This window comes from Mesorhizobium sp. SARCC-RB16n (genome assembly GCF_008520305.1).
Classification (GTDB): Bacteria; Pseudomonadota; Alphaproteobacteria; order Rhizobiales; family Rhizobiaceae; genus Mesorhizobium.
This window is the reverse complement of the sequence record NZ_ML703296.1, coordinates 113,666-139,769: the sequence shown is the minus strand read 5'-3', so window position 1 is coordinate 139,769 and position 26,104 is coordinate 113,666. Positions and strand designations below refer to the sequence as shown.

Sequence of the window (26,104 nt, the reverse complement as noted above, 5' to 3'; positions counted from 1 at the left end):
CAACGCAATCGTGAGGTTGCCTGATGAGCGACCCGAACACGCTCGACCAGGCGGCGCTTGCGCCTTACCTCGAGGCGCAAATCCCGGACTTTTCCGGGCTCGCGGCAATCGAAAAATTCAAATCCGGCCAATCCAACCCGACCTATCTTCTGACGGCGGCAAGCGGCCGTTACGTGCTGCGCGCCAAGCCGCCAGGCCAGCTGCTGAAATCGGCGCATCAGGTCGACCGCGAATTCCGCGTGATGAAAGCGCTTGCCGGCACCGCCGTGCCTGTTCCCGAAATGCTGCATCTGTCGGCCGAGGATTCGCCGATCGGCCGCATGTTCTACGTCATGGAATTCCTCGACGGCCGCATCTTCTGGGATCCGGCGCTACCCGAGGCGCGTGACAATGGCGAGCGCGCCGCGATCTACGACGCCATGAACGCCACGCTGGCCGCCCTGCACGATGTCGATGTCGAGGCCGTGGGTCTCGGCGATTTCGGCCACCCCGGCAATTACTTCGAGCGGCAGTTGGCACGCTGGACCAGCCAGTACCGCGCCTCGGAAACCAGCGCGATCGCCGACATGGACCGGCTGATCGCATGGCTGGAAACGCACATGCCCGCCGATGACGGCCTGATATCGCTGGTGCATGGCGACTACCGGCTGGACAATCTGATCTTCGCCCCGGACCAACCAAAGGTGCTGGCGGTGCTCGACTGGGAATTGTCGACGCTTGGCCACCCCTTCGCCGACATCGCCTATCAGTGCATGCAATGGCGCCTGCCGCATGCTTCCGGCTTTCGGGGCCTGGGCGGTATCGATCGCTCGGCACTCGGCCTGCCCGGCGAGGAAGAGTATGTCGCCGCCTATTGCCAGCGGCGCGGGCTCACCGGTATCGGCGACTGGGCGTTCTTCCTCGCCTTCTCCTTCTTCCGGCTGGCGGCAATTTGCCAGGGTGTCTACAAGCGGGCGCTCGATGGCAACGCTTCCAATCCGGAGAAGGCCAAAACCTACGGCGAGGCGGTGAAATTGCTCTCGCACCTCGCCGCCAAAATGATCGACAAGCAGGCGTAAAGGGAGGACGGGATGGGTCGCTTCGACGGCGCAACGGTGCTGATCACGGGTGCGGCCGGCGGCCTTGGCCGGGGCGCCGCGAAAGGCTTTGCCGCCGAAGGTGCGCGGCTGGTTCTGTCTGACATCGACGAGACGGCGCTGGCTGATCTGGCCGGCACACTACAGGCCGAAACAGCCATTCTCGCCGGCAACATTGCGGAAGAAAAATTGTCAGAGGACCTGGTCGGGCTGGCGGTCGGAAAATTTGGCCGCCTGGATGTCGCCGTCAACAATGCCGGGATCGTCCAGAGTTTCGTGCGCCTGCCGCAGGTCCCATCGGACGAAGCCCGCCGGGTACTCGAGGTCGACCTGCTCGGCGTCTTCTACGCCATGAAGCACCAGATCCCGCAAATGGAGCGGCAGTTCAAGGCTACGGCCAGGGGCGGCGCCATCGTCAACATCGCCTCGGTCGCCGGCCTCTCGGGCGCGCCGAAGCTTTCGATCTATGCCGCCGCCAAGCACGGCGTCGTCGGCCTGACCCGCTCTGCGGCAGTCGAATATGCTAGCAAGGGCCTGCGCATCAACGCCATCTGCCCCGCCCACACCAGAACGGCGATGGTGGACAGCTTCGTGCGCGTCTCCGGCGCGCCGGAAGCGGAGGCCCTGGCCGAGCTGACCCGTGGCGTACCGATGAAGCGCGTGGCCGAAGTCGACGAGATCACCACCGCTATCCTGTTCGCCGCGGACCCGGCCAACTCGTTTATGACCGGCCATGCGCTGGCCGTCGATGGCGGCGTCGGCGCCATCTGACGCCTGCCGCTTGGGAACCTCGCCGCGCCCTTGTTCGTTTCCGTACAGCGTATATAATTTAGCCAGGAACCAACCAGACAAGGGCAACGGACTTGCCGCTGAGCGTCCAGAACCGCCGCGAGAAACAAAAGGCCGAGCTGCGCTCGGAGCTTGTCGAGGCCGCGCACAAGCTCGTCCAGGAAGAAGGCTATGACGGCCTGACCATCCGCAAGCTGGCCAAGCGGGTCGGCTATGCACCGATGTCCGTCTATTCCTACTTCGCCGACAAGCAGGACATCCTGTTCGCGCTGGCCGAGGACGCCTTCGAAACGCTTGCCCGGCGCATCGAGGAGCACCCGTCCGACGACCCGATCGAGGCCTTGCAGGCAGTGATGACCGAATATGCCGCCTTCGGGCTCGGCAATCCCAATGAATACCGCACGGTCTTCATGACCGAAAAGACCAAACTGCCGCAGGGCAGGAGCTATGAAAACATGGAGGAAAGCAACCCGGCGATGAAAGTGCTGATCAGCAGGGTCGAGGCCTGTGTCGCCGCCGGCAAGTTGCATGGCGATCCGCGCGCCATCGCCACCATGCTGTGGGCGGTCGGCCATGGCACGATCTCGCTGTTGATCACCTTCCCCTTCTATCCGTTCGGTGACCCGCAGGCGTTCGTCAAACGCATGTGCGACTTCACGCTTGCCACGCTCAGCACCCAAGATGTGCCGCCGCTGACCGAAACACCGGTCAACTGCTGAACGCCAGCTCCTTCGTTCTCCTAGATTTCCTCTGCGCCTCTCGCAGCCAACCGGAGGCGTATTTCTTGGTTAACAAAAATCTACCGTACGTGTACGATTCTCCCTTGAACTTCGCGATCGGCGGACGTATTTGTACGAAGTAACGTACATGTACGGAATGAATTTGCCGTCGAAAACGGAGACCGACAATGAAAAAGACACTTCTCACCCTCGCCGCCGTGCTGGCACTTTCGGGCTCGGCTTTTGCCGCCGGCTCCGCTCACCCGGTCAAGCACCCGGTTGCCGCGACCTGCGTCGACACCAAGACTAATGTGAAGCTCGATTGTGCATCGACCGGCTCCGTCGACAAGAAGGCTTCCACGGAAGCCACGACCGACGGCAAGGGCCCCAGGCTCGGCATCACGGTGAACCCGTGGATCATGCCGAGCGCCTACTGAGATTTTGAGAAATTCGGTTCTGGCCGGCTCAGCCGGCCAGATGGTGACTTCAGGCAACCGAGACCGGCAGCCTGGTCGCTGAACTCTCGAAGGCCGCGTCGATCAGCTTTTGCATATCGGCGGCCCGCCGGAACGACGGATCGCCGTTCTGTCCGGTATCGAGCGCATCGGCAAAGCGCCGGGCGTTGCGCTTGACTTCGGGCGGCGTCAGCGTCCGCCAGCGCTGGTGGTCGACATCGTCGCCAAGGGAGGCGGACAGGTGCGAAACCTTGCCGTCGGTCTCGACCTTGATCGCGCCCTTGGTGCCATGCAAGGCCAGCGACAGATCGTTGCCGTGACCTGTCGTGTAGCGGCTGGCCATGATCGTGGCCAGCGCCCCGGACTTCAGCCGCGCCGTCATCGCCATGCTGTCATTGGCGTCGAGCACATAGTCGCCGATGCGATCGCCCTCCGCTTTCGGAAACGTCACCAGGTCGGCATGCAGACCGACAATATCCTGGGCCGCCCCATAGGTGGCGAAGTCGAGGATATGGATGCCGACATCCCCCAGCACGCCTGTCGAACCGTGCCGGCTCGACAGGCGCCACAGCCATTTGTCCTCGACCCGCCAGTCGCCCCAGGACTTGCTGACCAGCCAGCTTTGCCGGTAGCTGGCCTCGACATGGCGCAGTTCGCCGACTTCGCCGGCCTGCACCATGCGCCGCGCCTCGTGGATCACAGGCGAGTTGCGATAGGTGAGGTTGACCATGTTGACGACGCCGGCCGCTTCGGCGGCTTCGGTCATGGCAAGCGCATCGGCATGGTTCGGCGCCAGCGGCTTTTCGCAGAACACATGTTTCCCGGCGGCAAGCAGGGCGAGCGTCGTCGCCTTGTGGACGCCGTCCGGCGTCGCGTTGATGGCGGCATCGAACCCGCCCCAGGCGATCGCCGCTTCGAGGCTCTCGAAGAAATTGCCTATCTTGTTGGCGGCGGCGAACGCCGCCGCGCGGCCCGGCAGGTGATCGACGCAAGCGACGATGGCGCAACCGGGAACCTGACCGAACTCCTCGATATGATGCGCCGCGATCCAGCCGGTGCCTAGCAAAAGCAGGCGATGCATCAGCTCAACCCCTTATCGCCGTCGGCATGCAGGCGCAGACCTTTCTGGACGATCTTCTCCTTGGCCTTGTCCGTCGGCACATTCGGCGCGTTGGTGATGCCGGACCATGCGGGCGCGGGATTGTGTGCCCAATGCACGGCGTTGCGCAGCACCTGCTGAACGCCCTCATTGTGATAGATCGGATAGGTCTCGTGGCCCGGCGAGAAGTAAAAGATTTTTCCCGCGCCGCGCTGGTAGGTCAGCCCGGACCGGAACACCTCGCCGCCCTCGTACCAGGAGATAAATACCGTCTCCAGCGGCTCCGGCACCGCGAACGGCTCGCCATACATTTCCGTCTCGCCGATCTCCAGGCACTCGCCGATGCCTTGCGCGATCGGGTGGCCACGGTTGATCGCCCAGACGCGCTCGCGCTCGCCCGCCTCGCGCCATTTCAGCGAACAGGGCGTACCCATCAGCCGCTTGAAAATCTTCGAGTAGTGGCCGGAATGGAGCACGATCAGCCCCATGCCTTCCCAGACCCGCTTCTGCACCCGCTCGACGACCTCGTCCTTGACCTCGCCATGCGCCGCATGCCCCCACCATAGAAGCACGTCGGCGGCTGCCAGGCGCGTTTCGCTCAAGCCATGCTGGGGTTCCTGCAAGGTGGCGGTGGTCGCTTCGATGCTCCTGTCCTGGTTGAGCGCGGCGGCAATCGTGCCGTGCATGCCCAGCGGATAGAGGTCGCGCACGGCGGCATTGGTCTGTTCATGGACGTTCTCGCCCCAGACAACGGCTTTAACAGGCATCTTTCCTCTCCAAAGCGCTTTGAATATCGCATCCGCCGAGGCCTTGGGAAGATGCCTTCGGCCAAATTTCTGAAATCAGGGTTTGCGGGTCTTGCGGCCGGGGACGGTCTTGGCCTTGCCGGGTTTCGCCGGTGCGCCAGGAATGGACGATCCTGTGATCGACACGGGATCGCTGGCCGGGAACGTATCCTCGAGGCCTTCCTCGAGTTCCTCTTCGGCGTCGGCTTCGTGGTGCCGCTCATGTTCAAGCGAACGGACCGCCGCGGTTTTCGGCGGCTTCGGCGCGGACTTTGACGGCATCGGCAATTCTCCCTCGACCTGTCGCCGCACAACGGACGCGAGCGGCAAACGTTCCGGGGTCAGCCGGCGGCGTCGCGGGCTCCCTCGGACAGGAAAGTAAAGACATAATCCGAGAAGGAACGCCAGCACTCGACCCTGAACGCCTCGTCGGCCGTGCGTAACAGCACGATCTCGGCCTTGCCCAGGATGGTGCGCGAAGCGGCGCCCACCGGGAAGGCTTCGAGCGACAGATCCTGCGGGCAGCCCGAATTGATCGCGGCTTCCGCCGCCGGACCGGCGACTGAAATCGCGATGTTGCGATGCGAGACGCCGACCGACGAGTGCAAGGCAGAAACCCCTGCGCAATCGGCGAGCGGATCCTTGCCGGCCTCGTCGATGACAAGCCACTCGTCCGGCCCGAGCCACAGCGCCGTACGCCCGCCCTTCGACGCCGAGGTTTTCGGCTGCTTCGGCAAGGTCAGGCCGAGCGCCTTCGAAAGAGCGGCGACCGAAGCTTCCGGGGCGCGGAGCGAGATACGCTCAGCCGGCGGCAGCACCTCGACTTTGACGCCCGTTGCGGAGACGGTGCGACCGGCCAATGCCGGACGCCGCTCTGCCGAGGGCGAAGCCGTCGACGCCGTCTTTGCAGCAACCTTAGCCATTGAGGCGCCCTCCCGTTTCGTCGAAGAACACCATGCCGGTAACCTCCACTTCGATCACCCCGTTCGGCATCGGCACGTAGAGCGTATCGCCCATCCGGTCACGCCCGCCGGCGACCAGCGCGAGCGCGATCGAACGGCCGCAATTTTGCGACCAATAGCTCGATGTGACGTGGCCGATCATCTTCATCGGAATCGCCTGCTTCGGGTCCTCGACGATCTGGGCGCCTTCTTCCAGCACCACCTTGGGGTCCTTGGTCTTGAGGCCGACCAGTTGCTTGCGGCCCTTCGCCACCAGATCGGGCCGCGTCAGGCCTCGAATGCCGACGAAGTCGGCCTTCTTCTTGCCGACCGCCCAGTCGAGACCGGCATCGTTTGGCGTGACCGTACCGTCCGTATCCTGGCCGACGATGATGTAGCCCTTCTCGGCGCGCAGCACGTGCATCGCCTCGGTGCCGTAGGCGGTGGCGCCATGCTTCTGGCCCTCGGCCCACAAGGCTTCCCAGACCGCCTGGCCATAGTCGGCCGGCACATTGACCTCGAAGCCGCGCTCGCCTGTGAACGACATGCGGAACAGCCGTGTCGGCACGCCACAGATCTTGCCTTCGCGCACCGACATATGCGGCAGCGCTTCATCGGACATGTCGATCCCTTCGACCAGCGGCTCGATGATGTCGCGGGATTTCGGACCCTGCACGGCGATGACCGCCCATTGCTCGGTGATCGAGGTCAGCCAGACATTGAGATGCGGGAACTCGGTCTGGAGGTAATCCTCCATGTGGTTCATGACGCGCGGCGCGCCGCCCGTCGTCGTCGTCACATGGAAGCGGTCCGACGCCAGCCTGCCGACAACACCGTCATCATAGATGAAGCCGTCCTCGCGCAGCATGATGCCATAGCGGCAGCGGCCTGGCTCCAGCTTCTCCCACGGATTGGTGTAGAGCAATTCCATGAACTTGGCCGCGTCGGGGCCGACCACTTCGATCTTGCCCAGCGTCGAGGCATCGAACAGGCCAGCCTGGTTGCGGACGGCGACGCATTCGCGGTCGACAGCGGCATGCATGTCCTCGCCGGCTTTCGGGAAATGCCAGGCGCGCTTCCACTGGCCGACATCCTCGAACACCGCGCCTTGCGCCTCGGCCCAGGGATGAATCGCGGTTCTGCGGGTCGGGTCGAACAATGGCCCTCGCGCATGGCTGACGATCGCGCCGAAGGTGACAGGCGTATAGGGCGCCCGGAACGTGGTCAGGCCGACTTCCGGGATCGGTTTGCCCAGCGTCTCGGCGGCGATCGCCAGTCCGTGCATGTTGGAGGTCTTGCCCTGGTCGGTCGCCATGCCGTTGGTGGTGAAGCGCTTGACGTGCTCGATCGAGCGCATGCCTTCATGCACCGCCTGGCGGATATCCTTGGCGGTGACGTCGTTCTGGAAATCGACGAAGGCTTTCACCGTCGTGTCCGGCCCGGCGCCGGGTGCAGCACCCAGCATGCCGCGCGACCAACTCTCCGAGGCGTCCACCTTCGGCTTGGTCCCCTTGGCGGCCTTGGCGCCAGCATCCCTGGCCGCCTTGGCGCCCGCCACATAGGCCTCGTCGACCGTTGCCGACAGGCCGTCAGTGCCGCTGCAGGCGCCAACCGAGACGCAGTCCTGCGCATAGGTGCCGGGCACGAAACGCTTGGTTTCGTCGTTGAAGGCGACCTTGCCGCGCGATTGCGAGAACAGATGCACCGACGGCGTCCAGCCGGCCGACATCAGGATCGCATCGACCGCGATGGTGCGTTCGCCGCCGCCATTCTTCGGCTGCACCGTCATCGACGACACGCGTAACTTACCGCCGGCGCGGATCACGGCACGGCCGAAATTGATCTCGATGCCGAGCGCCCTCGCCTCGTCGATCACTGGGCCGGTCGGGTTGTCGCGCAAATCGACGATCGCCGCCACGTTGACGCCGGCCTTCTTCAGGTCGATCGCGGCGCCATAGGCCGAGTCATTGGCGGTGTAGACGCCGACGTTCCGTCCGACCGCGACACCATAGTGGTTGAGGAACGTGCGCGCCGCGCCCGCCAGCATGACGCCCGGCCGGTCGTTGTTGGCGAACACCATATGGCGCTCGATGGCGCCGGAGGCCAGCACCACGCGCTTGGCACGGACCTGCCAGAGCCGCTCGCGCGGCTGGTCGTGGCCGGGGGCCTTCAGGTGATCACTGACGCGCTCGACCAGGCCGACGAAATTCTGCGCGTAATAGCCGAACGCCGTCGTGCGCGGCAGCACGCGCACATTGTCCATCGCACTCAGCCTGGCGATCGCCGCTTGCGCCCAGGTAAAGCCGTCCTTGCCGTCGATCTTCGCACCGGACTCGAAGCGCAGGCTGCCGCCGAACTCGGCCTGCTCGTCGGCGAGAATGACGCGTACGCCGGTCTCGGCCGCGGCCAACGCCGCCGCGATGCCGGCCGCGCCGCCGCCCAGCACCAGCACGTCGCAATGCGCGTAGCGCGACGAATAATGGTCGGGATCCGGCCTGTCGGGGGAAATGCCAAGGCCGGCGGCTTCGCGAATCTTGGGTTCGTAGAGGCTCTTCCAGGCAGCCTTCGGCCACATGAATGTCTTGTAGTAGAAGCCGGCCGAAAACAGCGGCGATGCCAGGTCGTTGACCGCGCCGACGTCGAAGGACAGCGACGGCCAGCGGTTCTGCGAGTTGGCGGCAAGCCCGTCATAGAGTTCCTGTACAGTGGCGCGCACGTTCGGCGTCTTGCGCGCGTCATCACGCACGATCTGCACCAGTGCGTTGGGCTCTTCCGCGCCGGCCGAGAGGATGCCGCGCGGGCGGTGGTACTTGAACGAACGGCCGACCAGATGCACGCCATTGGCCAGAAGCGCCGAGGCCAGCGTGTCGCCCTCGATACCGGTATAGGACTGGCCATCGAAGCTGAAGCGGGCGGTCTTGGCCTGGCTGAGGCGTCCGGCGCCGGAAATGCGCAACGCGCCGCTCATTTCGTTACTCCCGGAAGCTTGGAAGGTTTCGGCTCGCCGGCCTTATAGGTCATGACGAACTTGTCGGTGACTGTGTCGCGCACCGCATTGAAGAAGCGCGCGCAGCCATGCACGTGCCGCCAGCGCTCATAGATGATGCCCTTGGGATTGGAGCGGATGAAGAAGAACTTCTCGAAGTCGTGGTCGCTCTCGCCGGCCATGTTGGCCGAGCGCGCTATATGCGCCTCGCCGGCGTTGCGGAACTCGAGTTCCGGACGCTCTTCCTCGCAATAGGGGCAGCGGATGAGAAGCATCGTGTTTGATCCTACAATTCGCCGTGGCCGACGCGGGCGCCGGCGGGTTGATCGCAAAGCTTTTGGCCCATGGCCGCAAAAGGCGCGACGAGCCTGATGCGCTCCTCCACGCTTGCAGCCGGGCGAAACAGGTCGCGATAAGCCATATTGCCGATGGTGAGTTGCATCGGATCGGTCGTGACGATGACGTAACGCGGCTGGAACGGTTCATCCTCGTCCAGGTCGGAAGGCCTGTTCTCCAGGAACGTGACCACCTTCTGGCCGCCGCTCCACACACAGGCGAGCACACCGTCGTCGACGGAAAACGGCCATTCGGCCTCGTTCCCGGCGCGGCTGATCGGCTGCGTGCGGACCTCGTCCACCGAAGGAAAATGAAACATGCCTTGTTCACCCGCCAGCATCAGCGGCATCGCGACAGCCATCTGCGCCATCATCAGTGCGCCACCGCCGCCGCCGCAGCCTCGTCGATGAGGCGGCCGGTGCGGAAGCGTTCGATGGTGAAGGGCGCGTTGATCGGGTGCGGATCGTCCTTGGCGATGGTGTGGGCAAAGACATGGCCTGAACCAGGTGTCGCCTTGAAGCCGCCCGTGCCCCAGCCGCAATTGACATAGAGGCCCGACACCGGCGTCTTGGCCAGGATCGGCGAGCGATCCGGCGTCACGTCGACGATGCCGCCCCACGAGCGCAGCATCTTCATGCGCGTGAAGATCGGGAACATTTCGCAGATGGCGTCCAGCGTATGCTGAAGAATGTGCAGGCCGCCGGTCTGCGAATAGGAGACATACTGGTCGGTGCCGGCACCGATCACCAGCTCCCCCTTGTCGGACTGCGAGATATAGGCATGCACGGTGTTCGACATCACGACGCAAGGCACGACCGGCTTGATCGGCTCCGACACCAACGCCTGCAGCGGATAGCTCTCCAGCGGCATGCGCACGCCGGCCATGTTCATGATGACCGACGAGTGGCCGGCGGCGACGACGCCGACCTTCTTGGCGCCGATGAAGCCGCGTGTCGTGTCAACGCCGGTGACCGCGCCGTTGGCAGCCCGCTTGACGCCTGTGACCTCGCAATTCTGGATGATGTGCACGCCGCGCGACGAAGCGCCGCGTGCATAGCCCCAGGCGACCGCGTCGTGGCGCGCGGTGCCGCCACGGCGCTGCAAGGCGGCACCGACGACCGGATAGCGCGCGTCTTTCGAGGTATTGAGCGGCGGGCAGAATTCCTTCGCCTGCTCGGGCGTCAGCCACTCATTGTCGATACCGTTGAGCCGATTGGCGTGGACATGGCGCTTCAGCACCTGGATGTCGTGGACATTGTGGGCGAGCATCATGACGCCGCGCGCCGAATACATGACGTTGTAGTTGAGCTCCTGGGAGAGCCCATCCCACAGCTTCAGCGCATGGTCGTAGATGCCGGCGCTCTCGTCATAGAGATAATTGGAACGGATGATGGTGGTGTTGCGCCCGGTATTGCCGCCGCCCAGCCAGCCCTTTTCCAGCACCGCGACATTGGTGATGCCGTGCACGGTCGCGAGGTAATAGGCGGTGGCCAGTCCATGGCCGCCGGCGCCGACGATGATGACGTCGTATTCCTTCTTGGGCTCCGGCGAGGACCATTGTTCCTCCCAGCCCTTGTGGCCGCGCATGGCCTCGCGGGCGATGGCGAATACCGAATATTTTTTCAACGTTCCAGCCTCGCAAATGGCAGCCAGGCATTCATCATCAAGCCCCGGCGCGCGAGGTGTATCACTAGCGAAACGGCGCTGCCATCCTTGCGCTGTTTGCGACGGCGCTTGCCGTTTTGCGCCGTGGCGAAAAAGAGGTATCCGGTCTGGCCTCGGTGATTGCCTTCAGTCACATTTCTCGCTGCTGGGGATTCGGAGGATGATGATGGGCAACGCCTGGTGGAATCTCACATTGCGCTTCCTGCTGGAGCTTGCCGCCTTGCTTGGCCTCGGCATGGCAGGCTGGAGCCTCTTCGAAGGCTGGCAGCACTGGATCCCGGCCCTTGCCTTTCCACTCATTGCCGCAGCGTTGTGGGGGATTTTCGCCGTGCCCGGCGATCCGAGCCGCTCGGGGAGCGCACCGGTGCCTGTGCCGGGCGCTGTCAGGCTGGCGTTGGAATTCGTCGTCCTGTTCGGCGGCGCGGCGGGTTTCCATGTGGCGGGCCATGCCGCCACGGGCATCATCATGGCCGCGCTGATCGTCATCAGCTACGCGTTCTCGCTAGACCGTCTCGCATGGCTGCTGCGGCAATAGCTGGTGCGAGCCTCCGCAGCTTTCGGGTGGCTGCCATCCTGCCGATTTGCGACCAAGCATCCGATCGTCCGCAAGGCTGGCGCGAAAGACAGGGATGCCAAATATGTTCGCACTTTCCAACAAGATCGCCATCGTCACCGGTGCCAGTTCCGGCATCGGCCGCGCCACCGCCAAACTGTTCGCGGAGGAAGGTGCCAGGCTCGTCATTTCCGCCCGCCGCCAAACGGAACTTGATGCACTCGCCCTCGAAATCGAGGAAGCCGGGGGCACGGCCGTCGCCCTCGCGGGGGATGTCACGGACGAGAGCTACGCGAAAGCCCTTGTCGAACTGGCGGTCGGCAGCTTCGGTGGACTCGACATCGCGTTGAACAATGCCGGCTCCGTCGGACCGATGGGGCCAGTCCCCGACATGTCGGCACAGACATGGCACGGGACGATGGACACCAACCTGACCAGCGCCTTTCTCGGTGCCAAGTACCAGATACCGGCCATGCTGGAGCGGGGTGGCGGCTCGCTGATTTTCACGTCGAGCTTCGTCGGCTACACCGCCGGCATGCCTGGCATGGCCGCCTACGCCGCTGCCAAGGCAGGCCTGATCGGGTTGACGCAGGTGCTGGCCGCCGAATACGGACCGAAGGGACTGCGCGTCAACGCGCTGCTGCCGGGCGGAACCGACACACCCGGCGCGACGACGACTACGCCCGAGGCCCGCGCCTTCGTCGAGGGCCTCCATGCCCTGAAGCGCATAGCGCAACCGCAAGAGATCGCCCGCTCCGCGCTCTACCTTGCCTCCGACGCGTCGAGCTTCACCACGGGAACGGCGCTGTTTGCCGATGGCGGCGTGTCGATCAACCGGACGTGAAGGATTTTTTGCGGGCGAACAGGCCTGTTCGTCGTTGTGACGCAGGCCGCCGGTCTTGCTTTTTCGGCGCGATTTGGCGATTCCGTTTCCTGTCGAAACGGGTCTTCTTGCCAGACGGGTCTTGAAACCATGATGCTGATCCGAACCTATGTCGCCCAGAGCGCAATCGAAGGCGTCGGCATGTTCGCCGCCGAACCGATCCGGAAAGGCGCCTCGATCTGGCGCCTCGACCCGGATTTCGACCGGCTGATCCCGATGGACAGATACGAGACGGCGCCGCAGCCGCTGAAGGAATTGCTCGACCGTTATGCCTATCCGAGCCCGGACAAGCCCGGTTTCATGGTCTACGAGGTCGACAATGGCCGCTTCATGAACCATTCGGTGACGCCGAACACCGATTTTTCGCAATATGGCGGCGCGACAGCGACCCGGGATATCGCCGTCGGCGAGGAGATCACCTGCGATTACGGTGAGTTCTTCGAGGATTTCGAGCGGCTGCACCTAGCCACGGCGTAACGGGGCACATTATCTCCAGGTGACCGTGGCAATTTGGCTGTCGTCCATCATTTCGACTGTGGACAGCGAGGCTTGATTCTGCTATCAGCCGCCACAATTCGTGGTGTCGAGCGCCGCGGAGGCTTGTGGCTATGGCTACTTGCCTGTTGATATCAAACCCGAAAGACAGGATTGCCCGTGCAGGTACTCGTCCGCGACAATAACGTTGATCAGGCGCTTCGCGCGCTGAAGAAAAAGATGCAGCGCGAAGGCATTTTCCGCGAAATGAAGATGCGCGGCCACTACGAGAAGCCTTCCGAGAAACGCGCCCGTGAAAAGGCCGAAGCCGTTCGCCGCGCCCGCAAGCTGGCCCGCAAGCGCGCACAGCGCGAAGGCCTGCTGCCGATGACCCCGCGTCCGGTTGCCGCTGGCGGCGCCGCCGGTGCAGCGCGTCCGCCGCGCTGATTATCGCCAATATTTCGTCCTTTTCGAAGGATACCAGGGTGGCGCGATGCGGAATCGCCGCCACCCTTTTATTTTGATTGTGACCCGGCCCGGAGGGGGAACCGGACCTGAACGACGGCGCAAGTGAGGACAGGGCAGACATGAACGCAACAAGCGTGGAGCGCGGGACCGCATTGCGTGGTTTCGCCCTGACAGCGGCCCTGCTTTCCGGACTGGTGCTTGCCGGCTGCCAGACATCGGGTCCGGCCGGCGAGTTCAACAACATCGACAAGGCGCAAGGGTCGAGCGAGAACATCTCCTCGCTGTCGGCGGTCATCCAGCGCAATCCCCAGGATCCCGAAGGCTACAATGTGCGCGGTTCGGCCTATGGCCGCGGAGGCCAGTACCAGCAGGCGCTCAAGGACTTCAACCAGGCGATCCAGCTCAATCCGAATTTCTTCCAGGCCTATTCGAACCGGGCCCTCATCCAGCGTTTCCTCGGCAACCAGGAGGCCGCGCTCGCCGACTACAACCGCTCGATCCAGATCAACGGCAACTATGACGCCGCCTATATCGGCCGCGGCAATCTCTACCGCAAGGCCGGCCGCACCCAGGATGCCTTCAACGACTTCCAGAAGGCGATCCAGCTCGACACCACGGACGCCCGCGCCTACCACAATCGCGGCCTGATCTATCAGAGCCAGGGCCAGCACAAGTTCGCCATCGAGGATTTCTCGACCGCCATCTCGCTGGCCCCGGACGCCGCCGAGCCCTACAACGGCCGTGGCCTCTCCTATCTGGCGACCGGAGACGAGGACAATGCCTTCTCCGACTTCAATATGGCCATCAAGCTCGACGGCCAGAACGCCGAGGCCTGGGCCAACCAGGCGCTGATCTACGAACGGCGCGGCGACAAGGCAAAGGCGGCTAAGGCCTATCGCGAGGCCGTGCGTCTCAACCCCAGCTACCAGCCGGCCAAGGACGGCCTCGCCCGCGTCAGCTGACATCGGCTTCCGCAGGTCCGTCAAGCGCCCTCTGCATCGTGTGCGTGTCCGAAAGGACACGCGGCGCTGACGATCGCCGCCAATCCGGCAACCCTGTGTTAACCCCCGCGGCAAGCTGTCAGCCCTTGCCTTGTTCGCGCCAAGTTTTCGGCGGAACGGTCTGAGCATTCAAGCCGTTATCACGAAGCGATTTGCGAAAGGACCCTCCCCATGATCAAGAAACTCGTCTGCGCCGCTGCTCTTGCAACGACCGTCTTCGCTGCCGCCCCGGCCAGCGCTGGCAAGTTGCAACTCGGCACGCTCGACTGCACCATCGATGGCGGCACCGGCTATATCGTGGCCTCCAACAAGGGCGTGTCCTGCGTCTTCCGGCCCCATCATCACGGGCCGTCTGAAATTTACACAGGCGTCATCTCGAAGCTCGGTGTCGATGTCGGCAAGACGCACCAGGGCCAGCTGATCTGGGCGGTTTTTGCCGCGACCCGCGACCGTGACGCGGGCGACCTTGCCGGCAGCTACTACGGCGTCAATGCCGAGGCGAGCGTCGTGACCGGCGGCGGCGCCAACCTGCTGGTCGGTGGCTTCGACAGCGCCTTCATGCTGGAGCCCCTCAGCGTCCAGGCACAGACCGGCGTCAATCTCGCCGTGGCGGTGACTTCGCTGGAGCTGATCCACTCGCTCAAATAGGCGGTTTGGAGCCTCGGCCCCAGGCCCTTCACTCTGCGGCGCGGAACCGGATAGGATGGTTCCGCGCCGTTTGATTTCGGGGGGACGCCATGCCGAGGACAGCCATCGCCGCTGCCATGATCGCAACCATGCTTGCCGGCACCGCACGAGCGCAGGACCAGGGCATAGAGCTCGGCACGCTTGAATGCGCCATATCAGGCGGCACCGGCTTCATCTTCGGCTCGAGCAAGGATCTGAGCTGCACTTTCACCCCGGCTGACAAGACCTTCGCGCCTGAAGCCTATTTCGGCGCCGTCAACAAATACGGCCTCGACATCGGCACGACCAAGCAGGCGGTGATGCGCTGGCTGGTGCTGACGCCGCTGAAGAACATCTACGCACCGGGCGCACTGGCGGGTGACTATATCGGCCCCAGCGCCGAAGTGACCGCCGCCGTCGGCGCCGGCGCCAATCTGCTGGTCGGCGGCTCCTCGCAGGCCTTCACCCTGCAGCCGCTCAGCCTGCAGACGCAGACCGGCATCAATCTCGCCATCGGCGTCAGCCAATTCCAGTTGCGCAGCACCGAGAATTGAGGCTTCGGCAGCGGGCGAATATCTCGAAAATTTCGCTTGAGCTCAATCGCGGTTGAGGTCTTACAAGCCTGCCCCGACTGAAACAGTGCTCATGGTCCTGCCGGAAACCCTTGCTGGCTTCTGGTGCCATGCGCCGGCATCGAGATATGCAGAGCAAGGGGATGGAATGAGCGAAATCAGCACAAACAGGGTCGACTGGCGAGCATTGTGGGCGAGCGGCGACCTGGCGCGTTTCTGCTTCATCAGCCTCGGCATCCTGCTTCATGCCACCAATGAGACTATGGTAGCGACCGTCATGCCGGCCATGGTCGGTGAACTTGCCGGCGTGCAGCTCGTCGGCTGGTCGCTGGCGATCTATGAACTCGGCGCCATCGTCGCCGGGGCCGCGGCCGGACGGCTGGTGAGCTATGTGGCGCTGCGCACCAACATGGTGGTCGCGGCCCTGCTCTACGCGGCTGGGGCGCTGATCTGCGCCACCTCGCCTTCGATGCAATTGTTCCTGGCCGGCCGGCTGATCGAGGGTCTCGGCGGCGGCGCACTGGTGTCGTTGGCCTTCGTCTCGGTCGAACGGCTGTTTTCGCGTGCCATCTGGCCTCAGCTTTTCGGCATCATGTCGGCGATCTGGGGCGTCGCGGCGTTCAGCGGCCCGCTACTGGGTGCTGTTATGACCGAATTGCTGTCATGGCGCTGGGCCTTCGGCGTCTTCACTCTCGGCGGCACCGCCATGGCGCTGGCAAGCTTCCTCGTGCTCGACACGCCGGAGGCGACAAGGCCCAGCACGAGCGCGGGCACGGCGCCGCCCTTCCCGTTCATGGCGCTTGGCTGCCTTGCCATTGCCGTGGTGCTGATCGCCTCTGCCGGCGTCGACATCGCCCTGTTGCGTTCCTCGCTGCTGATCATCCTCGGTCTGGCAGGCCTTGCGCTGTTCTTCCATATCGACGCGCTGAAGCCGCGCTCCCGGCTTTTCCCGGCGCGGCTGTTCTCCTGGCGCACGCCGGTGGGCGCCGGCATGACCATGGTCGCAGCCTTTTCCGTCGCGACCTGCTCCTTCGGCGTCTACGGGCCGCTGCTGCTGACCAGCCTGCACGACATTCCGCTTCTGACCACCGGCTACATCATCGCCGCCGAATCGATCGCCTGGTCGATCCTGTCGATCCTCGTCGCCAACGCGCCGCCGCGGCGCGAACGGCTGATCATCGTCTGCGGCGCACTGATGATCGCGGCGGGCATCGCCGGCTTCGCCTACACGATACCGCTGGGCTCGATCCCGCTGATCCTGATCTGCGCCCTGCTGCAAGGCGGCGGTTTCGGCGTTGCCTGGCCGTTCCTGACCCGCGTTATCGTCGCCTCCGCCCCAGACGACGAGCAGACCATCGCTTCGGCCGCGGTGCCGACCATGCAGCGCATCGGCTATGCCGTGGGTGCTGCCCTTGCCGGCATCGTCGCCAATGCCAGCGGCTTTTCGCAAGGCCTGAACCATGACGCGGCGGCCAATGTCGCGAGCTGGCTGTTCCTTGCCTTCGTGCCGCTCGGCATTCTCGGCTGTCTCGCCGCCTTGCGAACATCGGCAGCGGCAAATCGGCCGCTCGCAGCCGTCGGCTGACGCAAGTTTCTATCGGACGGGTTATTCACTCGACGCGCAGGCGGTAGCCGACACCGGTCTCGGTGGTGATGTAGCGAGGCTGGTCGGGGGTTTTTTCGATCTTCTGCCTGAGTTGGCGCACATAGACCCTCAGATACTGCACGTCGGTCGAATCGTCCCAAATCTGCTTCAGGATGAAGTGGTGGGTGAGCACCTTGCCGGCATGCTGCACCAGGATGCGCAGTATGTCGTACTCCTTCGGCGAGAGCTTCACCTCCCTGTCCTCGACCTTGACGATGCGCTTGACCAGATCGACGCTGAGGTCGCCGCTCTGGAAAACCGGTCTCTCGCCCTGTTGCTGGAACTTGTGCCGCAGCGCCACGCGGATGCGCGCCACCAGTTCGTTCATGCCGAAGGGCTTGGTGACATAGTCGTCGGCGCCGAGTTCGAGCGCGCTGACGATGCCGGCCTCGTCGGTGCGGCTGGAGAGAATGACGACGGGAACGTCGATGCCCTCGTCACGCCATTTGCGCAAGAGGTCATGGCCTCCCATGCCGGGCAGGCCGAGATCGAGCAACACCAGGTCGTGCTTTTCCTGTTCCATCAGCTCGATCGCCACCTTGGCGTTCGGCGCCTCGCTGACCGCGTAGCCCTGACTGGCAAGGCCGACCCGCAGCAGCTTGCGGATCGGCGGCTCGTCATCGACAACCAGTATCCTGACATTCGAATTGGTCATCGGGGCTGGTCCACCGCGGGCTCGTCGCTGCCGTTGCCGATACCGGGCGCTTGCGCCGGCACCGGCATCCTGATGGTGAAGGCGGCACCGGGGCGGTCGGTCCGGTTGGCGGCAGCGATCGTGCCGCCCATCGCCTCGACGAAGCCACGGCAGATCGACAGGCCGAGCCCGGTGCCGGCGCGCACCTGATCGCCCTTGCGTACACGGTAGAAGGTGTCGAATACGCGGTCCAGGTCCTGCGCCGGAATGCCCGGCCCCTCGTCCATGATCTGCACGACGACACACCCATTGTCGGCCCACCCCTGGACGCGGATCGTCGAGCCGGGCGGCGAATATTTCGAGGCATTGTCGAGAAGGTTGAACAGGACCTGCTCGAACAGCACGGGATCGAGCCTCAGCATCGGCAGGTCGGGCGGAATATCGACCTCGATCTTGTGTTCGCCGGTGATCTTGCGGGCACGGTCGAGTGCGGTGCCGACGATATCGCCGACATAATGAAGGGCGTAGTTGGGCTCCATCGCACCGGACTCGATCTTGGTCATGTCGAGCAGATTGGCGATGAAGCGGTTCAGCCGCTCCGATTCGTCGATCACCGTCGACAGAAGCTCAGCCCTGTCCTGCTCGGGCAGGTCGGGCGCGAATTCCTTGAGTGTGCCGGCCGCCCCCATAATGGCCGAGAGCGGCGTTTTCAGGTCATGTGAAATCGAGGTCAGCAGCGCCGAGCGCAGCCGGTCGGCTTCGGCCGCGAGCTTGGCGCGGTCGACATCGGCGACGAGCTGGACACGTTCGATCGCCACTGCCGCCTGGTCGGCCAGCGCGTCGAGCAGCCGCTGTTGCTCGGGCGTCAAAAGCGGACCCTGCTTGTCATTGTCGAGGCCGACGACGCCGATTGCCGTGCGTCCCGTGCGCAAGGGAAGATAGAGGCGCTTGGCCCCGGGCAGCGTGTCGGCGCCGCGTCCGGCGGCGCGGTTGTGCTCCCAGGCCCAGCGGGCGGCGGCGATGTCGGCCTCGGCCAGCGTATCGTCGGGCGGATAGCCGGCCTTGACGGTGATCGTGCCGTCTTCAGGCAGCAGCAGCACCACGCGCAGCTTCAGCATCGAGGCGATCTGGAAGGCGGTGGCCCAGAGCACGTCATCGAGCGTGCCGGCGCCGGCGAGCTTCTTGGAGAACAGATAGATGTCCTCGGTTGCCCGCGCTCGCGAGCGGGCGGCAGCCGCCTGACGCTGCACGCGCGCCGTCAGGTTGCTGGCGATGACGGCAACCGCGACGAAGACGGCTATCGCGACGATGCTCTCGGGATCCCGGATCGTCAGCGTGTAGCGCGGCTCGAGGAAAAAATAGTTGAAGGCAAGGGTACTGAGGAAACAGGCGTAAAGCGCCGGCCAGAGACCGCCGGCCACCGCCGATGTCAGCACGGAGAGCAGGAAGACGATCGCCAGGTTGCGAACGTCGAGAAACTGGTCGAGGGCGGTGCTGACGGCCAATGATCCGGCAACGTAAGCCGTGGCGAGCAAATAGGGCTTGACCTGGAACTGCCTCTGCTCGGCTGCCGCGCTCACCCTCCTGGAAGGCGTCTCGGTGTCCCGCGCCGTTCCGGAGATCACATGGACACTGATGTCGCCGGCATTGCGGATCAGATCATAGGTGAGCGACCCCTCGATCAGTTCGCGCCAGCGCGACCGGGTCGGCCTGCCGACCACGATGTGGGTAAAATTGTTGGCCGTCGCGTGGCGAACGATATCCTGCGCCAGGTTCTGCCCCGGAATGGTCGTCACCTCGGCGCCGAGCTGCTCGGCAAGGCGCAGGAGTGTGGCGAGCCTGTCCTTGTCGTCCTCGGACATGCCGGCCGAGCGAGGCGTGTCGACGTGGAGCGCCGTCCATGGCGCACGAAGCCTGTCGGCCAGCCTGCGTGCGTAGCGAATGCGGGCTGCCCCGCCCGGACGCGCATCGACGCAGACGAGAACTCGTTCCCCGGCAGCCCACGGCCCCTGGATGGCGTGGGACTGCATGTGATTGAGCAACTGCTCGTCGACGCGCTGGGCGGTACGGCGCAGCGCCAGTTCCCGCAGCGCCGTCAGATTTCCCGGCGAAAAATAGTTCTCGACGGCACGCTGCGCCGTGTTGGGGAAATAGACCTTCCCCTCCTCCAGCCGCTTGATCAGGTCGTCAGGCGTCAGATCGATGATTTCGACATCGTCGGCCTGGTCGATGATGGAATCGGGCACCGTCTCGCGCACCCTGACCCGGGTGATCTGGGCGACGACGTCATTCAGGCTTTCGACATGCTGGATGTTGAGCGTCGTATAGACGTCGATGCCCCGCGCCAGGATTTCCTGGACGTCGAGATAGCGCTTTGGGTGGCGGCTGCCGGGCGCGTTGGTATGGGCGAGTTCATCGACCAGGACCAGCGCCGGGCGCCGCGCAAGGATGGCGTCGATGTCCATCTCGTCGAGGACACGCCCCTTGTAGTCGACCTTGCGGCGGGCAATGACTTCATACCCCTCGACCAGGGCCTGGGTTTCCTTGCGGCCATGCGTCTCGACCACGCCGATCACCACGTCGACGCCGTCGGCCAGCCTAGCACGGCCCGACATCAGCATCTCGTAGGTCTTGCCGACACCAGGTGCCGCGCCTAGGAATATGCGCAGACGGCCGCGCCCTTCCCGCTCGGCATGCTCTAGCAGCGCGTCGGGGGAAGGTCTGTTTTCGACGTTGCTTCTGTCGTCCGGCATCGGGTCCGATCATGAATGGCGCCGGGGACCGTGTCGATCCCCGGCGCCGGCCATCCAACTATTTCGCGGCATCCAGCGCCAGGTTGAGAGCCAGCACATTGACCGCCGGCTCTCCGAGCACGCCCAATTTCCGATCCTCGACCTGGCTGTCGACGAGCGCCTTGACCTTGGCTTCGTCGATCCCCCTGGCCTTGGCCACGCGAGGGACCTGGAAATAAGCGGCCTGCGGGCTGATCTGAGGGTCGAGGCCACTGCCGGATGTCGTCACCAGGTCCATCGGCACCGGCTGGTTCGGGTTCTCCGCTTTCAGTTTCTCGGCATCGCCCTTGATGCGTTCGATCAGCTTCGGGTTGGTCGGGCCGAGATTGGAACCGCCTGAGGCGCCGGCATCATAGCCATTGCCCGCGGCCGAAGGCCGTCCGTGGAAATACTTGTCGCTGGCGAAGGCCTGGCCGATCAGTTCGGAGCCGATCACCTTGCCGTCCTTCTCGATCAGGCTGCCATTGGCCTGGCGCGGGAACAGCGCCTGCGCGATGCCGGTCATGCCCAGGGGATAGACCAGGCCGGTCAACACGGTGAAGAAGACGATCATGATGATCGCGGGGCTGATTTGCTTGAGCATCGGAACGATCCTTACGCGAGGCCGAGGGCCGTGACGGCCATGTCGATTATCTTGATGCCGACGAACGGCACGACGATGCCGCCGAGGCCGTAGACGAGAAGGTTGCGGCTGAGCAGCGCACCGGCGCCGATCGCCCGGTACTTCACGCCGCGCAGCGACAGCGGGATCAGCGCGATGATGATCAGCGCGTTGAAGATGATGGCCGACAGGATGGCGCTCTGCGGTGTCGCCAGGTGCATGATGTTGAGCGCCTGCAACGGGCCGGTCGTCTGGCCGGGCGCGACGTAGAAGACGGCGAACATGGCCGGGATGATGGCGAAGTACTTGGCGACGTCATTGGCGATCGAGAAGGTGGTCAGCGAACCGCGCGTCATCAACAGCGCCTTGCCGATTTCGACGATCTCGATCAGCTTGGTCGGATCGCTGTCGAGGTCGACCATGTTGCCGGCCTCGCGGGCGGCGACCGTGCCAGTATTCATGGCGACGCCGACATCGGCCTGTGCAAGGGCTGGCGCATCGTTGGTGCCGTCGCCGCACATGGCGACCAGCTTGCCCTTGGCCTGCTCGTCGCGGATCAGCTTCAGCTTGTCCTCGGGCGTTGCCTGGGCGAGGAAGTCGTCGACGCCGGCTTCCGCGGCGATGGCTGCCGCCGTCATCGGATTGTCGCCGGTGATCATCACCGTGCGGATGCCCATGCTGCGCAGCTCAGCGAAGCGCTCGCGGATGCCCCCCTTGACGATGTCCTTCAGGTGGACGACGCCGAGCAGCCGTCCGTCCCGCTCGACCGCCAGCGGCGTACCGCCCGATTTGGCGACCTCGTCGGCGATCGCCTGCAGGTCGCGCACAGTTTCGCTTCCGGGCCGTGTGCCATGCGTGGCTGATGTCGGCTGGCTGACATAGGTCAGGATCGAATCGACCGCGCCCTTGCGCACCGAGGAGCCGTCTACGTCGACGCCGCTCATGCGGGTCTGCGCGGTGAAGGGCACGAAGGTAGCATGCAACGTTGCCATGTCGCGGGCTCGGATGGCATATTTCTCCTTGGCCAGCACCACGATCGAGCGGCCTTCCGGCGTCTCGTCTGCGAGCGAGGCAAGCTGTGCCGCGTCGGCCAGCTCCTGCTCGCTGACGCCCTTGACCGGGCGGAATTCCGTCGCCTGGCGATTGCCGAGCGTGATCGTGCCGGTCTTGTCGAGCAGCAGCGTGTCGACGTCGCCGGCGGCCTCCACGGCGCGGCCCGACATGGCCAGCACATTGAAGCGCACCAGGCGGTCCATGCCGGCAATGCCGATGGCCGACAGCAACGCGCCGATCGTGGTCGGGATGAGCGTCACGAACAGGGCGACGAGCACGGTCACCGAGATATAGCCGCCGGAATAGGAGGCAAAGCTCGGGATGGTCGCGGTGGCCAGCACGAAGATCAGCGTCATGCCGACGAGCAGGATGTTGAGCGCGATCTCGTTCGGCGTCTTCTGGCGCTCTGCGCCTTCGACCAGCGAGATCATGCGGTCGAGGAACGTGTGGCCGGCGGCGGCGGTGATACGCACGCGGATCCAGTCGGAGAGCACCTGCGTGCCGCCGGTCACCGCCGAGCGGTCGCCGCCGGATTCGCGGATCACCGGCGCGGACTCGCCGGTGATCGCCGCTTCGTTGACCGAGGCGACGCCTTCCACCACCTCGCCGTCGGACGGGATGATGTCGCCGGCCTCGACGAGAACGATGTCGCCGACCTTCAGGCCGGTGCCGGGCACCAGCTTGAATTTCGTCCGGTCCTCGCTGGCCAAAAGCTTGGCCTGGGTTTCGGTGCGCGCCTTGCGCAGCGAATCCGCCTGCGCCTTGCCGCGCCCTTCGGCGACGGCTTCGGCGAAGTTGGCGAACAACACGGTGAACCACAACCAGATGATGATCTGCAGCGTGAAGCGCAGGTCGCCGCCACCGGTGACGAGGTCCTTGACGAACAGCACCGATGTCAGCGCCGAGACGACGGCGACGACGAACATCACCGGATTGCGGGCTAGCGTGCGCGGATCGAGTTTGCGGAAGGCGCCGCCGATGGCGGGCCACAGGATACCGGCATCCATGATGCTGGCTGACTTCGACTGGCTCATTTTGAAGCTCCGGCTTCAGTGTTGATGGACGGCACCGTTTGCTCGTGTGCCGAAAAAAGGTGTGGAAGCCCGTAGGCCAGCAGCCAGAGTGCGATCATCGCGGCGGCAAGCCCAAGAAACGTCGACATGGTTGGGAAGGGAGGCGGCAGCCCCTCCTTCCCAGGATCGGCCCGATGCCTGACATTGCGGCGCTTGTTGGTGAGCCAGGACATGTCTGCCTCAGAATGTCTGTCCATGGATCATCGCCAGGTGCTCGACAACAGGTCCGACGACAAGCGCCGGGAAGAAGGTCAGGCCGCCGACGATGACGATGACGCCGACCAGCAGCCCGACGAACAGCGCACTGTCGGTCGGGAAAGTGCCGGCCGAGGCGGGCACGGTCTTCTTCGCGGCCAGCGCGCCGGCGATGGCGAGCGCCGGGATGATGACCAGGAAACGGCCCATCAGCATGCCGATACCGAGCGTGATGTTGTACCAGGGCGTGTTGCCGTTGAGGCCGCCGAAGGCCGAACCGTTGTTCGCCGCCGCCGAGGTGTAGGCGTAGAGGATTTCGGAGAAGCCGTGCGGCCCACCATTGGCGATCGACGCGACCGCGCTCGGCAGCACCACCGCGATGGCCGTGAAGATCAGCATCGCCAGCGGCAGGCACAGAATGGCCAGCATCGCCATCTTGACCTCCTTGGCCTCGATCTTCTTGCCGAGATATTCGGGCGTTCGGCCGACCATCAGTCCGGCAACGAAGACGGCGATCAGAATGAACATCAGCATGCCGTAGAAACCGGCGCCGACGCCGCCGACGATGACCTCGCCGAGCTGCATGTTGATGAGCGGAATCATACCGCCGAGCGCGGTGAAGCTGTCATGCATGGCGTTGACCGCGCCGCAGGAGGCGGCGGTGGTGATGACCGCGAACAACGCCGAGAGCGCGATGCCGAAACGGGTCTCCTTGCCTTCCATGTTGCCGCCGTCGATGCCGAGCGCATGGACCAGCGGATTTCCCGCGGCTTCCGCCCAGTAGCAGACGGCGACGCCGGCGATGAACAGCACGCCCATCGAGGCCAGTATAGCCCAGCCCTGACGCTGGTTGCCGACCATGCGTCCGAAGACGTTGGTCAAGGCAGCGCCGATGACGAAGATCGACAGCATCTGGATCAGGTTGGAGATGGCGTCGGGATTCTCGAAGGGATGCGCCGCATTGGCATTGAAGAAACCGCCGCCATTGGTGCCGAGCATCTTGATGGCGACCTGCGAGGCGACCGGGCCGAGCGCGATCGTCTGCTTGGCGCCCTCCAGCGTCGTGGCATCCGCGTAAGGCCCGAGCGTCTGCGGCATGCCGAGCCAGACATAGACCAGGGTGAGCACGATGCAGAGCGGCAAAAGCACATAGAGCGTGGCGCGCGTCATATCGACCCAGAAACTACCGATCGATTTTCCGGAAGCGCGGGCAAATCCGCGGATCAGCGCAATCGCAATGGCGATGCCGGTGGCGGCGGAGACGAAATTCTGGACCGCCAGGCCGGCCATCTGCACGAGATAGGACATCGTGCTTTCGCCGCCGTAGTTCTGCCAGTTGGTGTTGGTCATGAAACTGGCGGCGGTGTTGAAGGCGAGCGCCGGGTCGACCGCGCTCATGCCGGCCGGATTGTAGGGCAGACTGCCTTGCAGGCGCTGCAGGAAATAGAGCACCAGAAAGCCCGCCAGGTTGAACAGCAGCATGGCCACCGCATAGGTGGTCCAGTGCTGTTCCTCGCGCTCGCTGGTTCCGCAAATGCGGTAGAGCCCCCGCTCGAGCGGGCGCAAGACCGGCGAGAGCGGCGTGCGATCGCCTTTGAAGACGCGGTGCATGTAGAAGCCAAGCGGCTTCACCAGCAAGACGAGGATCCCGCAATAGAGGAGGATCTGTATCCATCCGTTTATGGTCATGATGTAGCTTCCGTGCGCCGGTGGACTAGAAACGCTCTGGGCGAATGAGGCCATAGGTCAGGTAGGCGAGCAGGAACAAGGTCACGCCACCACCAAGGACGTAGTCGAAAATCATGGTTCGATCCTTCCGCTCAGATTCTGTTGCAGGCTTTGACGTAGACGATGGACAGGGCGAAGAACAAAACCCCGATCCCGACAACAATGACATCCATGATTGCGTTCCTTGCTTTCACTTGTGTCTTTCGGCCACAATCGAAGAGGCCAAAAACCGCTCGCACTTGCTCGTCGCCTTGATGGCGACGACATTCAAAGCTTCTGTCGGCGTGCAATATGGACCCGATCGCCATAAAGGTTCGAGACGGGACGGATGGGAAAGAAATAGGAATTTTATAAAGGTTTTGAGGCGGGCGGCGAACCGCCGGCGAGGAGGTCGCCTTCGACGATTGCCGGCGAGCCACGGTTTGAAGGTGGCACCGATTGCCAGGCAGCTTTGGTTCGTGCCTGCTTTTCTCGAGAGCGGACCGTCAGCCCCAGCACTCATCGCCCCTTGTCACGACTGATCCGAGCCGTCTCTGCACCTTTACCGCGCTGGGGGCTCGACCAGATCAACGGTTGGCGCCCCCGGATTCTGAAATGTGCAACGAAATTCATCAGAATATTCTCTGGACATTGACATTTTTTGCGTGTCGTTGAATCACTACTCTTTCACGCGCGGGAGTGCAGGTATGTCAGAAAAAAGGGAGAAATTCGTAAAGCTTGCCGAGGGAAGAACTCAGGCGGCTCTGGAGGCCATCCGAAAAATCGGAAATCTTTCGAACCGGAGAGCCTACGAATTTGACGAGAGCGACGTGAAGAAAATTGCCAAGGCGCTTCGTGATGCAACGTCAGATCTAGAGCGGAAGTTCGGATCTACGTCGGCAGCTGAGAAGGACGTCTTCAAGCTATAGGGTCTGT

At 64.0% G+C, this 26,104-nt stretch carries 28 protein-coding genes; 13 read left to right on the top strand and 15 right to left on the bottom strand.

Features of this window, described 5'->3' with window-relative positions:
• Nucleotides 1-23 precede the first annotated feature (23 nt).
• The 4 genes from C7I87_RS31185 (at nt 24) to C7I87_RS31170 (ending at nt 3,021) form a co-directional block, all read left to right on the top strand.
• Nucleotides 24-1,058, top strand: coding sequence for a phosphotransferase family protein (locus tag C7I87_RS31185; protein ID WP_149907806.1), 1,035 nt, complete (start codon nt 24-26; stop codon nt 1,056-1,058).
• 12 nt (nt 1,059-1,070) lie between these two features.
• Nucleotides 1,071-1,847, top strand: a complete 777-nt coding sequence (locus tag C7I87_RS31180) for an SDR family NAD(P)-dependent oxidoreductase (protein WP_149907805.1) — start codon at nt 1,071-1,073, stop codon at nt 1,845-1,847.
• 92 nt (nt 1,848-1,939) lie between these two features.
• Nucleotides 1,940-2,584 carry a TetR/AcrR family transcriptional regulator gene (locus C7I87_RS31175; RefSeq protein WP_149907804.1) on the top strand — a complete coding sequence of 215 codons (645 nt, stop codon included), beginning with the start codon at nt 1,940-1,942 and terminating at the stop codon, nt 2,582-2,584.
• A 188-nt stretch (nt 2,585-2,772) separates the two neighbouring features.
• A complete protein-coding gene (locus C7I87_RS31170; protein WP_149907803.1) occupies nt 2,773-3,021 on the top strand; it encodes a DUF680 domain-containing protein in 249 nt (82 codons plus the stop codon).
• A gap of 49 nt (nt 3,022-3,070) precedes the next feature.
• On the opposite strand, the gene C7I87_RS31165 is transcribed toward C7I87_RS31170, so the two are convergent.
• The 8 genes from C7I87_RS31165 to C7I87_RS31130 all read right to left on the bottom strand — a co-directional run bounded on the left by C7I87_RS31165 (nt 3,071) and on the right by C7I87_RS31130 (nt 10,812).
• Entirely contained in the window at nt 3,071-4,120 is a 1,050-nt protein-coding gene (locus C7I87_RS31165; RefSeq protein ID WP_149907802.1) for a Gfo/Idh/MocA family protein, read from the bottom strand.
• Nucleotides 4,120-4,905: a ThuA domain-containing protein gene (locus tag C7I87_RS31160; RefSeq protein ID WP_149907801.1), complete on the bottom strand. Its 786-nt coding sequence runs from the start codon at nt 4,903-4,905 to the stop codon at nt 4,120-4,122. Before C7I87_RS31160 ends, C7I87_RS31165 begins: the two co-directional genes overlap by 1 nt.
• A gap of 75 nt (nt 4,906-4,980) precedes the next feature.
• Nucleotides 4,981-5,205, bottom strand: a complete 225-nt coding sequence (locus C7I87_RS31155) for a hypothetical protein (RefSeq protein ID WP_149907800.1) — start codon at nt 5,203-5,205, stop codon at nt 4,981-4,983.
• A 59-nt stretch (nt 5,206-5,264) separates the two neighbouring features.
• Nucleotides 5,265-5,846, bottom strand: a complete 582-nt coding sequence (locus tag C7I87_RS31150; protein WP_149907799.1) for a sarcosine oxidase subunit gamma — start codon at nt 5,844-5,846, stop codon at nt 5,265-5,267.
• Nucleotides 5,839-8,832 (bottom strand): sarcosine oxidase subunit alpha, encoded by a 2,994-nt coding sequence (locus C7I87_RS31145; RefSeq protein ID WP_149907798.1) that lies wholly within the window; start codon nt 8,830-8,832, stop codon nt 5,839-5,841. The genes C7I87_RS31150 and C7I87_RS31145 overlap by 8 nt, the downstream gene beginning before the upstream one ends.
• Nucleotides 8,829-9,125 carry a sarcosine oxidase subunit delta gene (locus tag C7I87_RS31140; protein WP_149907797.1) on the bottom strand — a complete coding sequence of 99 codons (297 nt, stop codon included), beginning with the start codon at nt 9,123-9,125 and terminating at the stop codon, nt 8,829-8,831. Before C7I87_RS31140 ends, C7I87_RS31145 begins: the two co-directional genes overlap by 4 nt.
• An 11-nt stretch (nt 9,126-9,136) precedes the next feature.
• On the bottom strand, nt 9,137-9,559 hold the full coding sequence (locus tag C7I87_RS31135) for a hypothetical protein (protein WP_149907796.1): 423 nt from the start codon (nt 9,557-9,559) through the stop codon (nt 9,137-9,139).
• Entirely contained in the window at nt 9,559-10,812 is a 1,254-nt protein-coding gene (locus C7I87_RS31130; RefSeq protein WP_149907795.1) for a sarcosine oxidase subunit beta, read from the bottom strand. Before C7I87_RS31130 ends, C7I87_RS31135 begins: the two co-directional genes overlap by 1 nt.
• 199 nt (nt 10,813-11,011) lie before the next feature.
• Here C7I87_RS31130 and C7I87_RS31125 point away from each other — a divergent pair, with 199 nt between their 5' ends.
• The 8 genes from C7I87_RS31125 (at nt 11,012) to C7I87_RS31090 (ending at nt 17,053) form a co-directional block, all read left to right on the top strand.
• A complete protein-coding gene (locus C7I87_RS31125; protein WP_246696464.1) occupies nt 11,012-11,386 on the top strand; it encodes a YrdB family protein in 375 nt (124 codons plus the stop codon).
• 103 nt (nt 11,387-11,489) lie between these two features.
• Nucleotides 11,490-12,248 carry an SDR family oxidoreductase gene (locus C7I87_RS31120; RefSeq protein ID WP_149907794.1) on the top strand — a complete coding sequence of 253 codons (759 nt, stop codon included), beginning with the start codon at nt 11,490-11,492 and terminating at the stop codon, nt 12,246-12,248.
• Nucleotides 12,249-12,377: 129 nt separating this feature from the next.
• On the top strand, nt 12,378-12,764 hold the full coding sequence (locus C7I87_RS31115) for an SET domain-containing protein (RefSeq protein WP_149907793.1): 387 nt from the start codon (nt 12,378-12,380) through the stop codon (nt 12,762-12,764).
• A 177-nt stretch (nt 12,765-12,941) separates the two neighbouring features.
• On the top strand, nt 12,942-13,208 hold the full coding sequence (gene rpsU / locus C7I87_RS31110; protein ID WP_010911429.1) for a 30S ribosomal protein S21: 267 nt from the start codon (nt 12,942-12,944) through the stop codon (nt 13,206-13,208).
• A 140-nt stretch (nt 13,209-13,348) separates the two neighbouring features.
• Nucleotides 13,349-14,191: a tetratricopeptide repeat protein gene (locus tag C7I87_RS31105; protein WP_149907792.1), complete on the top strand. Its 843-nt coding sequence runs from the start codon at nt 13,349-13,351 to the stop codon at nt 14,189-14,191.
• A 210-nt stretch (nt 14,192-14,401) separates the two neighbouring features.
• On the top strand, nt 14,402-14,878 hold the full coding sequence (locus C7I87_RS31100; RefSeq protein WP_149907791.1) for a DUF992 domain-containing protein: 477 nt from the start codon (nt 14,402-14,404) through the stop codon (nt 14,876-14,878).
• An 89-nt stretch (nt 14,879-14,967) separates the two neighbouring features.
• Nucleotides 14,968-15,450 (top strand): DUF992 domain-containing protein, encoded by a 483-nt coding sequence (locus C7I87_RS31095; protein WP_149907790.1) that lies wholly within the window; start codon nt 14,968-14,970, stop codon nt 15,448-15,450.
• Nucleotides 15,451-15,616: 166 nt separating this feature from the next.
• The gene (locus C7I87_RS31090) at nt 15,617-17,053 is read left to right on the top strand and encodes an MFS transporter (RefSeq protein WP_149907789.1); all 1,437 of its coding nucleotides are present in this window, start codon (nt 15,617-15,619) and stop codon (nt 17,051-17,053) included.
• Between the two features lie 25 nt (nt 17,054-17,078).
• Here C7I87_RS31090 and C7I87_RS31085 read toward each other — a convergent pair whose 3' ends face one another.
• Genes C7I87_RS31085 through C7I87_RS31055 form a run of 7 tightly spaced genes read right to left on the bottom strand, consistent with a single transcriptional unit; the run spans nt 17,079 to nt 25,265 of the window.
• Nucleotides 17,079-17,768, bottom strand: coding sequence for a response regulator transcription factor (locus C7I87_RS31085; RefSeq protein WP_149907788.1), 690 nt, complete (start codon nt 17,766-17,768; stop codon nt 17,079-17,081).
• Nucleotides 17,765-20,500 (bottom strand): sensor histidine kinase, encoded by a 2,736-nt coding sequence (locus tag C7I87_RS31080; protein ID WP_149907787.1) that lies wholly within the window; start codon nt 20,498-20,500, stop codon nt 17,765-17,767. The genes C7I87_RS31085 and C7I87_RS31080 overlap by 4 nt, the downstream gene beginning before the upstream one ends.
• Nucleotides 20,501-20,558: 58 nt before the next feature.
• On the bottom strand, nt 20,559-21,122 hold the full coding sequence (kdpC, locus tag C7I87_RS31075; RefSeq protein WP_149907786.1) for a potassium-transporting ATPase subunit KdpC: 564 nt from the start codon (nt 21,120-21,122) through the stop codon (nt 20,559-20,561).
• Nucleotides 21,123-21,133: 11 nt separating this feature from the next.
• On the bottom strand, nt 21,134-23,227 hold the full coding sequence (gene kdpB / locus C7I87_RS31070; protein ID WP_149907785.1) for a potassium-transporting ATPase subunit KdpB: 2,094 nt from the start codon (nt 23,225-23,227) through the stop codon (nt 21,134-21,136).
• Nucleotides 23,224-23,439, bottom strand: coding sequence for a hypothetical protein (locus C7I87_RS31065; RefSeq protein ID WP_149907784.1), 216 nt, complete (start codon nt 23,437-23,439; stop codon nt 23,224-23,226). The genes kdpB and C7I87_RS31065 overlap by 4 nt, the downstream gene beginning before the upstream one ends.
• A 7-nt stretch (nt 23,440-23,446) precedes the next feature.
• Nucleotides 23,447-25,150 (bottom strand): potassium-transporting ATPase subunit KdpA, encoded by a 1,704-nt coding sequence (kdpA, locus tag C7I87_RS31060; RefSeq protein WP_149907783.1) that lies wholly within the window; start codon nt 25,148-25,150, stop codon nt 23,447-23,449.
• 25 nt (nt 25,151-25,175) lie between these two features.
• Nucleotides 25,176-25,265 (bottom strand): potassium-transporting ATPase subunit F, encoded by a 90-nt coding sequence (locus C7I87_RS31055; RefSeq protein ID WP_149907782.1) that lies wholly within the window; start codon nt 25,263-25,265, stop codon nt 25,176-25,178.
• Between the two features lie 610 nt (nt 25,266-25,875).
• On the opposite strand from C7I87_RS31055, the gene C7I87_RS31045 reads away from it, so the two are divergent.
• A complete protein-coding gene (locus C7I87_RS31045) occupies nt 25,876-26,097 on the top strand; it encodes a hypothetical protein (RefSeq protein ID WP_149907780.1) in 222 nt (73 codons plus the stop codon).
• Nucleotides 26,098-26,104: the final 7 nt, after the last annotated feature.

What these genes read in the sequence shown, in the direction of transcription:
- C7I87_RS31185 (WP_149907806.1), top strand. Translation starts at nt 24, where the DNA reads ATGAGCGACCCGAACACGCTCGACCAGGCGGCGCTTGCGCCTTACCTC.
- C7I87_RS31180 (WP_149907805.1), top strand. Translation starts at nt 1,071, where the DNA reads ATGGGTCGCTTCGACGGCGCAACGGTGCTGATCACGGGTGCGGCCGGC.
- C7I87_RS31170 (WP_149907803.1), top strand. Translation starts at nt 2,773, where the DNA reads ATGAAAAAGACACTTCTCACCCTCGCCGCCGTGCTGGCACTTTCGGGC.
- C7I87_RS31165 (WP_149907802.1), bottom strand. Translation starts at nt 4,120, where the DNA reads ATGCATCGCCTGCTTTTGCTAGGCACCGGCTGGATCGCGGCGCATCAT.
- C7I87_RS31160 (WP_149907801.1), bottom strand. Translation starts at nt 4,905, where the DNA reads ATGCCTGTTAAAGCCGTTGTCTGGGGCGAGAACGTCCATGAACAGACC.
- C7I87_RS31155 (WP_149907800.1), bottom strand. Translation starts at nt 5,205, where the DNA reads ATGCCGTCAAAGTCCGCGCCGAAGCCGCCGAAAACCGCGGCGGTCCGT.
- C7I87_RS31150 (WP_149907799.1), bottom strand. Translation starts at nt 5,846, where the DNA reads ATGGCTAAGGTTGCTGCAAAGACGGCGTCGACGGCTTCGCCCTCGGCA.
- C7I87_RS31145 (WP_149907798.1), bottom strand. Translation starts at nt 8,832, where the DNA reads ATGAGCGGCGCGTTGCGCATTTCCGGCGCCGGACGCCTCAGCCAGGCC.
- C7I87_RS31140 (WP_149907797.1), bottom strand. Translation starts at nt 9,125, where the DNA reads ATGCTTCTCATCCGCTGCCCCTATTGCGAGGAAGAGCGTCCGGAACTC.
- C7I87_RS31135 (WP_149907796.1), bottom strand. Translation starts at nt 9,559, where the DNA reads ATGATGGCGCAGATGGCTGTCGCGATGCCGCTGATGCTGGCGGGTGAA.
- C7I87_RS31125 (WP_246696464.1), top strand. Translation starts at nt 11,012, where the DNA reads ATGATGATGGGCAACGCCTGGTGGAATCTCACATTGCGCTTCCTGCTG.
- C7I87_RS31120 (WP_149907794.1), top strand. Translation starts at nt 11,490, where the DNA reads ATGTTCGCACTTTCCAACAAGATCGCCATCGTCACCGGTGCCAGTTCC.
- C7I87_RS31115 (WP_149907793.1), top strand. Translation starts at nt 12,378, where the DNA reads ATGATGCTGATCCGAACCTATGTCGCCCAGAGCGCAATCGAAGGCGTC.
- C7I87_RS31105 (WP_149907792.1), top strand. Translation starts at nt 13,349, where the DNA reads ATGAACGCAACAAGCGTGGAGCGCGGGACCGCATTGCGTGGTTTCGCC.
- C7I87_RS31100 (WP_149907791.1), top strand. Translation starts at nt 14,402, where the DNA reads ATGATCAAGAAACTCGTCTGCGCCGCTGCTCTTGCAACGACCGTCTTC.
- C7I87_RS31095 (WP_149907790.1), top strand. Translation starts at nt 14,968, where the DNA reads ATGCCGAGGACAGCCATCGCCGCTGCCATGATCGCAACCATGCTTGCC.
- C7I87_RS31090 (WP_149907789.1), top strand. Translation starts at nt 15,617, where the DNA reads ATGAGCGAAATCAGCACAAACAGGGTCGACTGGCGAGCATTGTGGGCG.
- C7I87_RS31085 (WP_149907788.1), bottom strand. Translation starts at nt 17,768, where the DNA reads ATGACCAATTCGAATGTCAGGATACTGGTTGTCGATGACGAGCCGCCG.
- C7I87_RS31080 (WP_149907787.1), bottom strand. Translation starts at nt 20,500, where the DNA reads ATGCCGGACGACAGAAGCAACGTCGAAAACAGACCTTCCCCCGACGCG.
- kdpC (WP_149907786.1), bottom strand. Translation starts at nt 21,122, where the DNA reads ATGCTCAAGCAAATCAGCCCCGCGATCATCATGATCGTCTTCTTCACC.
- kdpB (WP_149907785.1), bottom strand. Translation starts at nt 23,227, where the DNA reads ATGAGCCAGTCGAAGTCAGCCAGCATCATGGATGCCGGTATCCTGTGG.
- C7I87_RS31065 (WP_149907784.1), bottom strand. Translation starts at nt 23,439, where the DNA reads ATGTCCTGGCTCACCAACAAGCGCCGCAATGTCAGGCATCGGGCCGAT.
- kdpA (WP_149907783.1), bottom strand. Translation starts at nt 25,150, where the DNA reads ATGACCATAAACGGATGGATACAGATCCTCCTCTATTGCGGGATCCTC.
- C7I87_RS31055 (WP_149907782.1), bottom strand. Translation starts at nt 25,265, where the DNA reads ATGATTTTCGACTACGTCCTTGGTGGTGGCGTGACCTTGTTCCTGCTC.
- C7I87_RS31045 (WP_149907780.1), top strand. Translation starts at nt 25,876, where the DNA reads ATGTCAGAAAAAAGGGAGAAATTCGTAAAGCTTGCCGAGGGAAGAACT.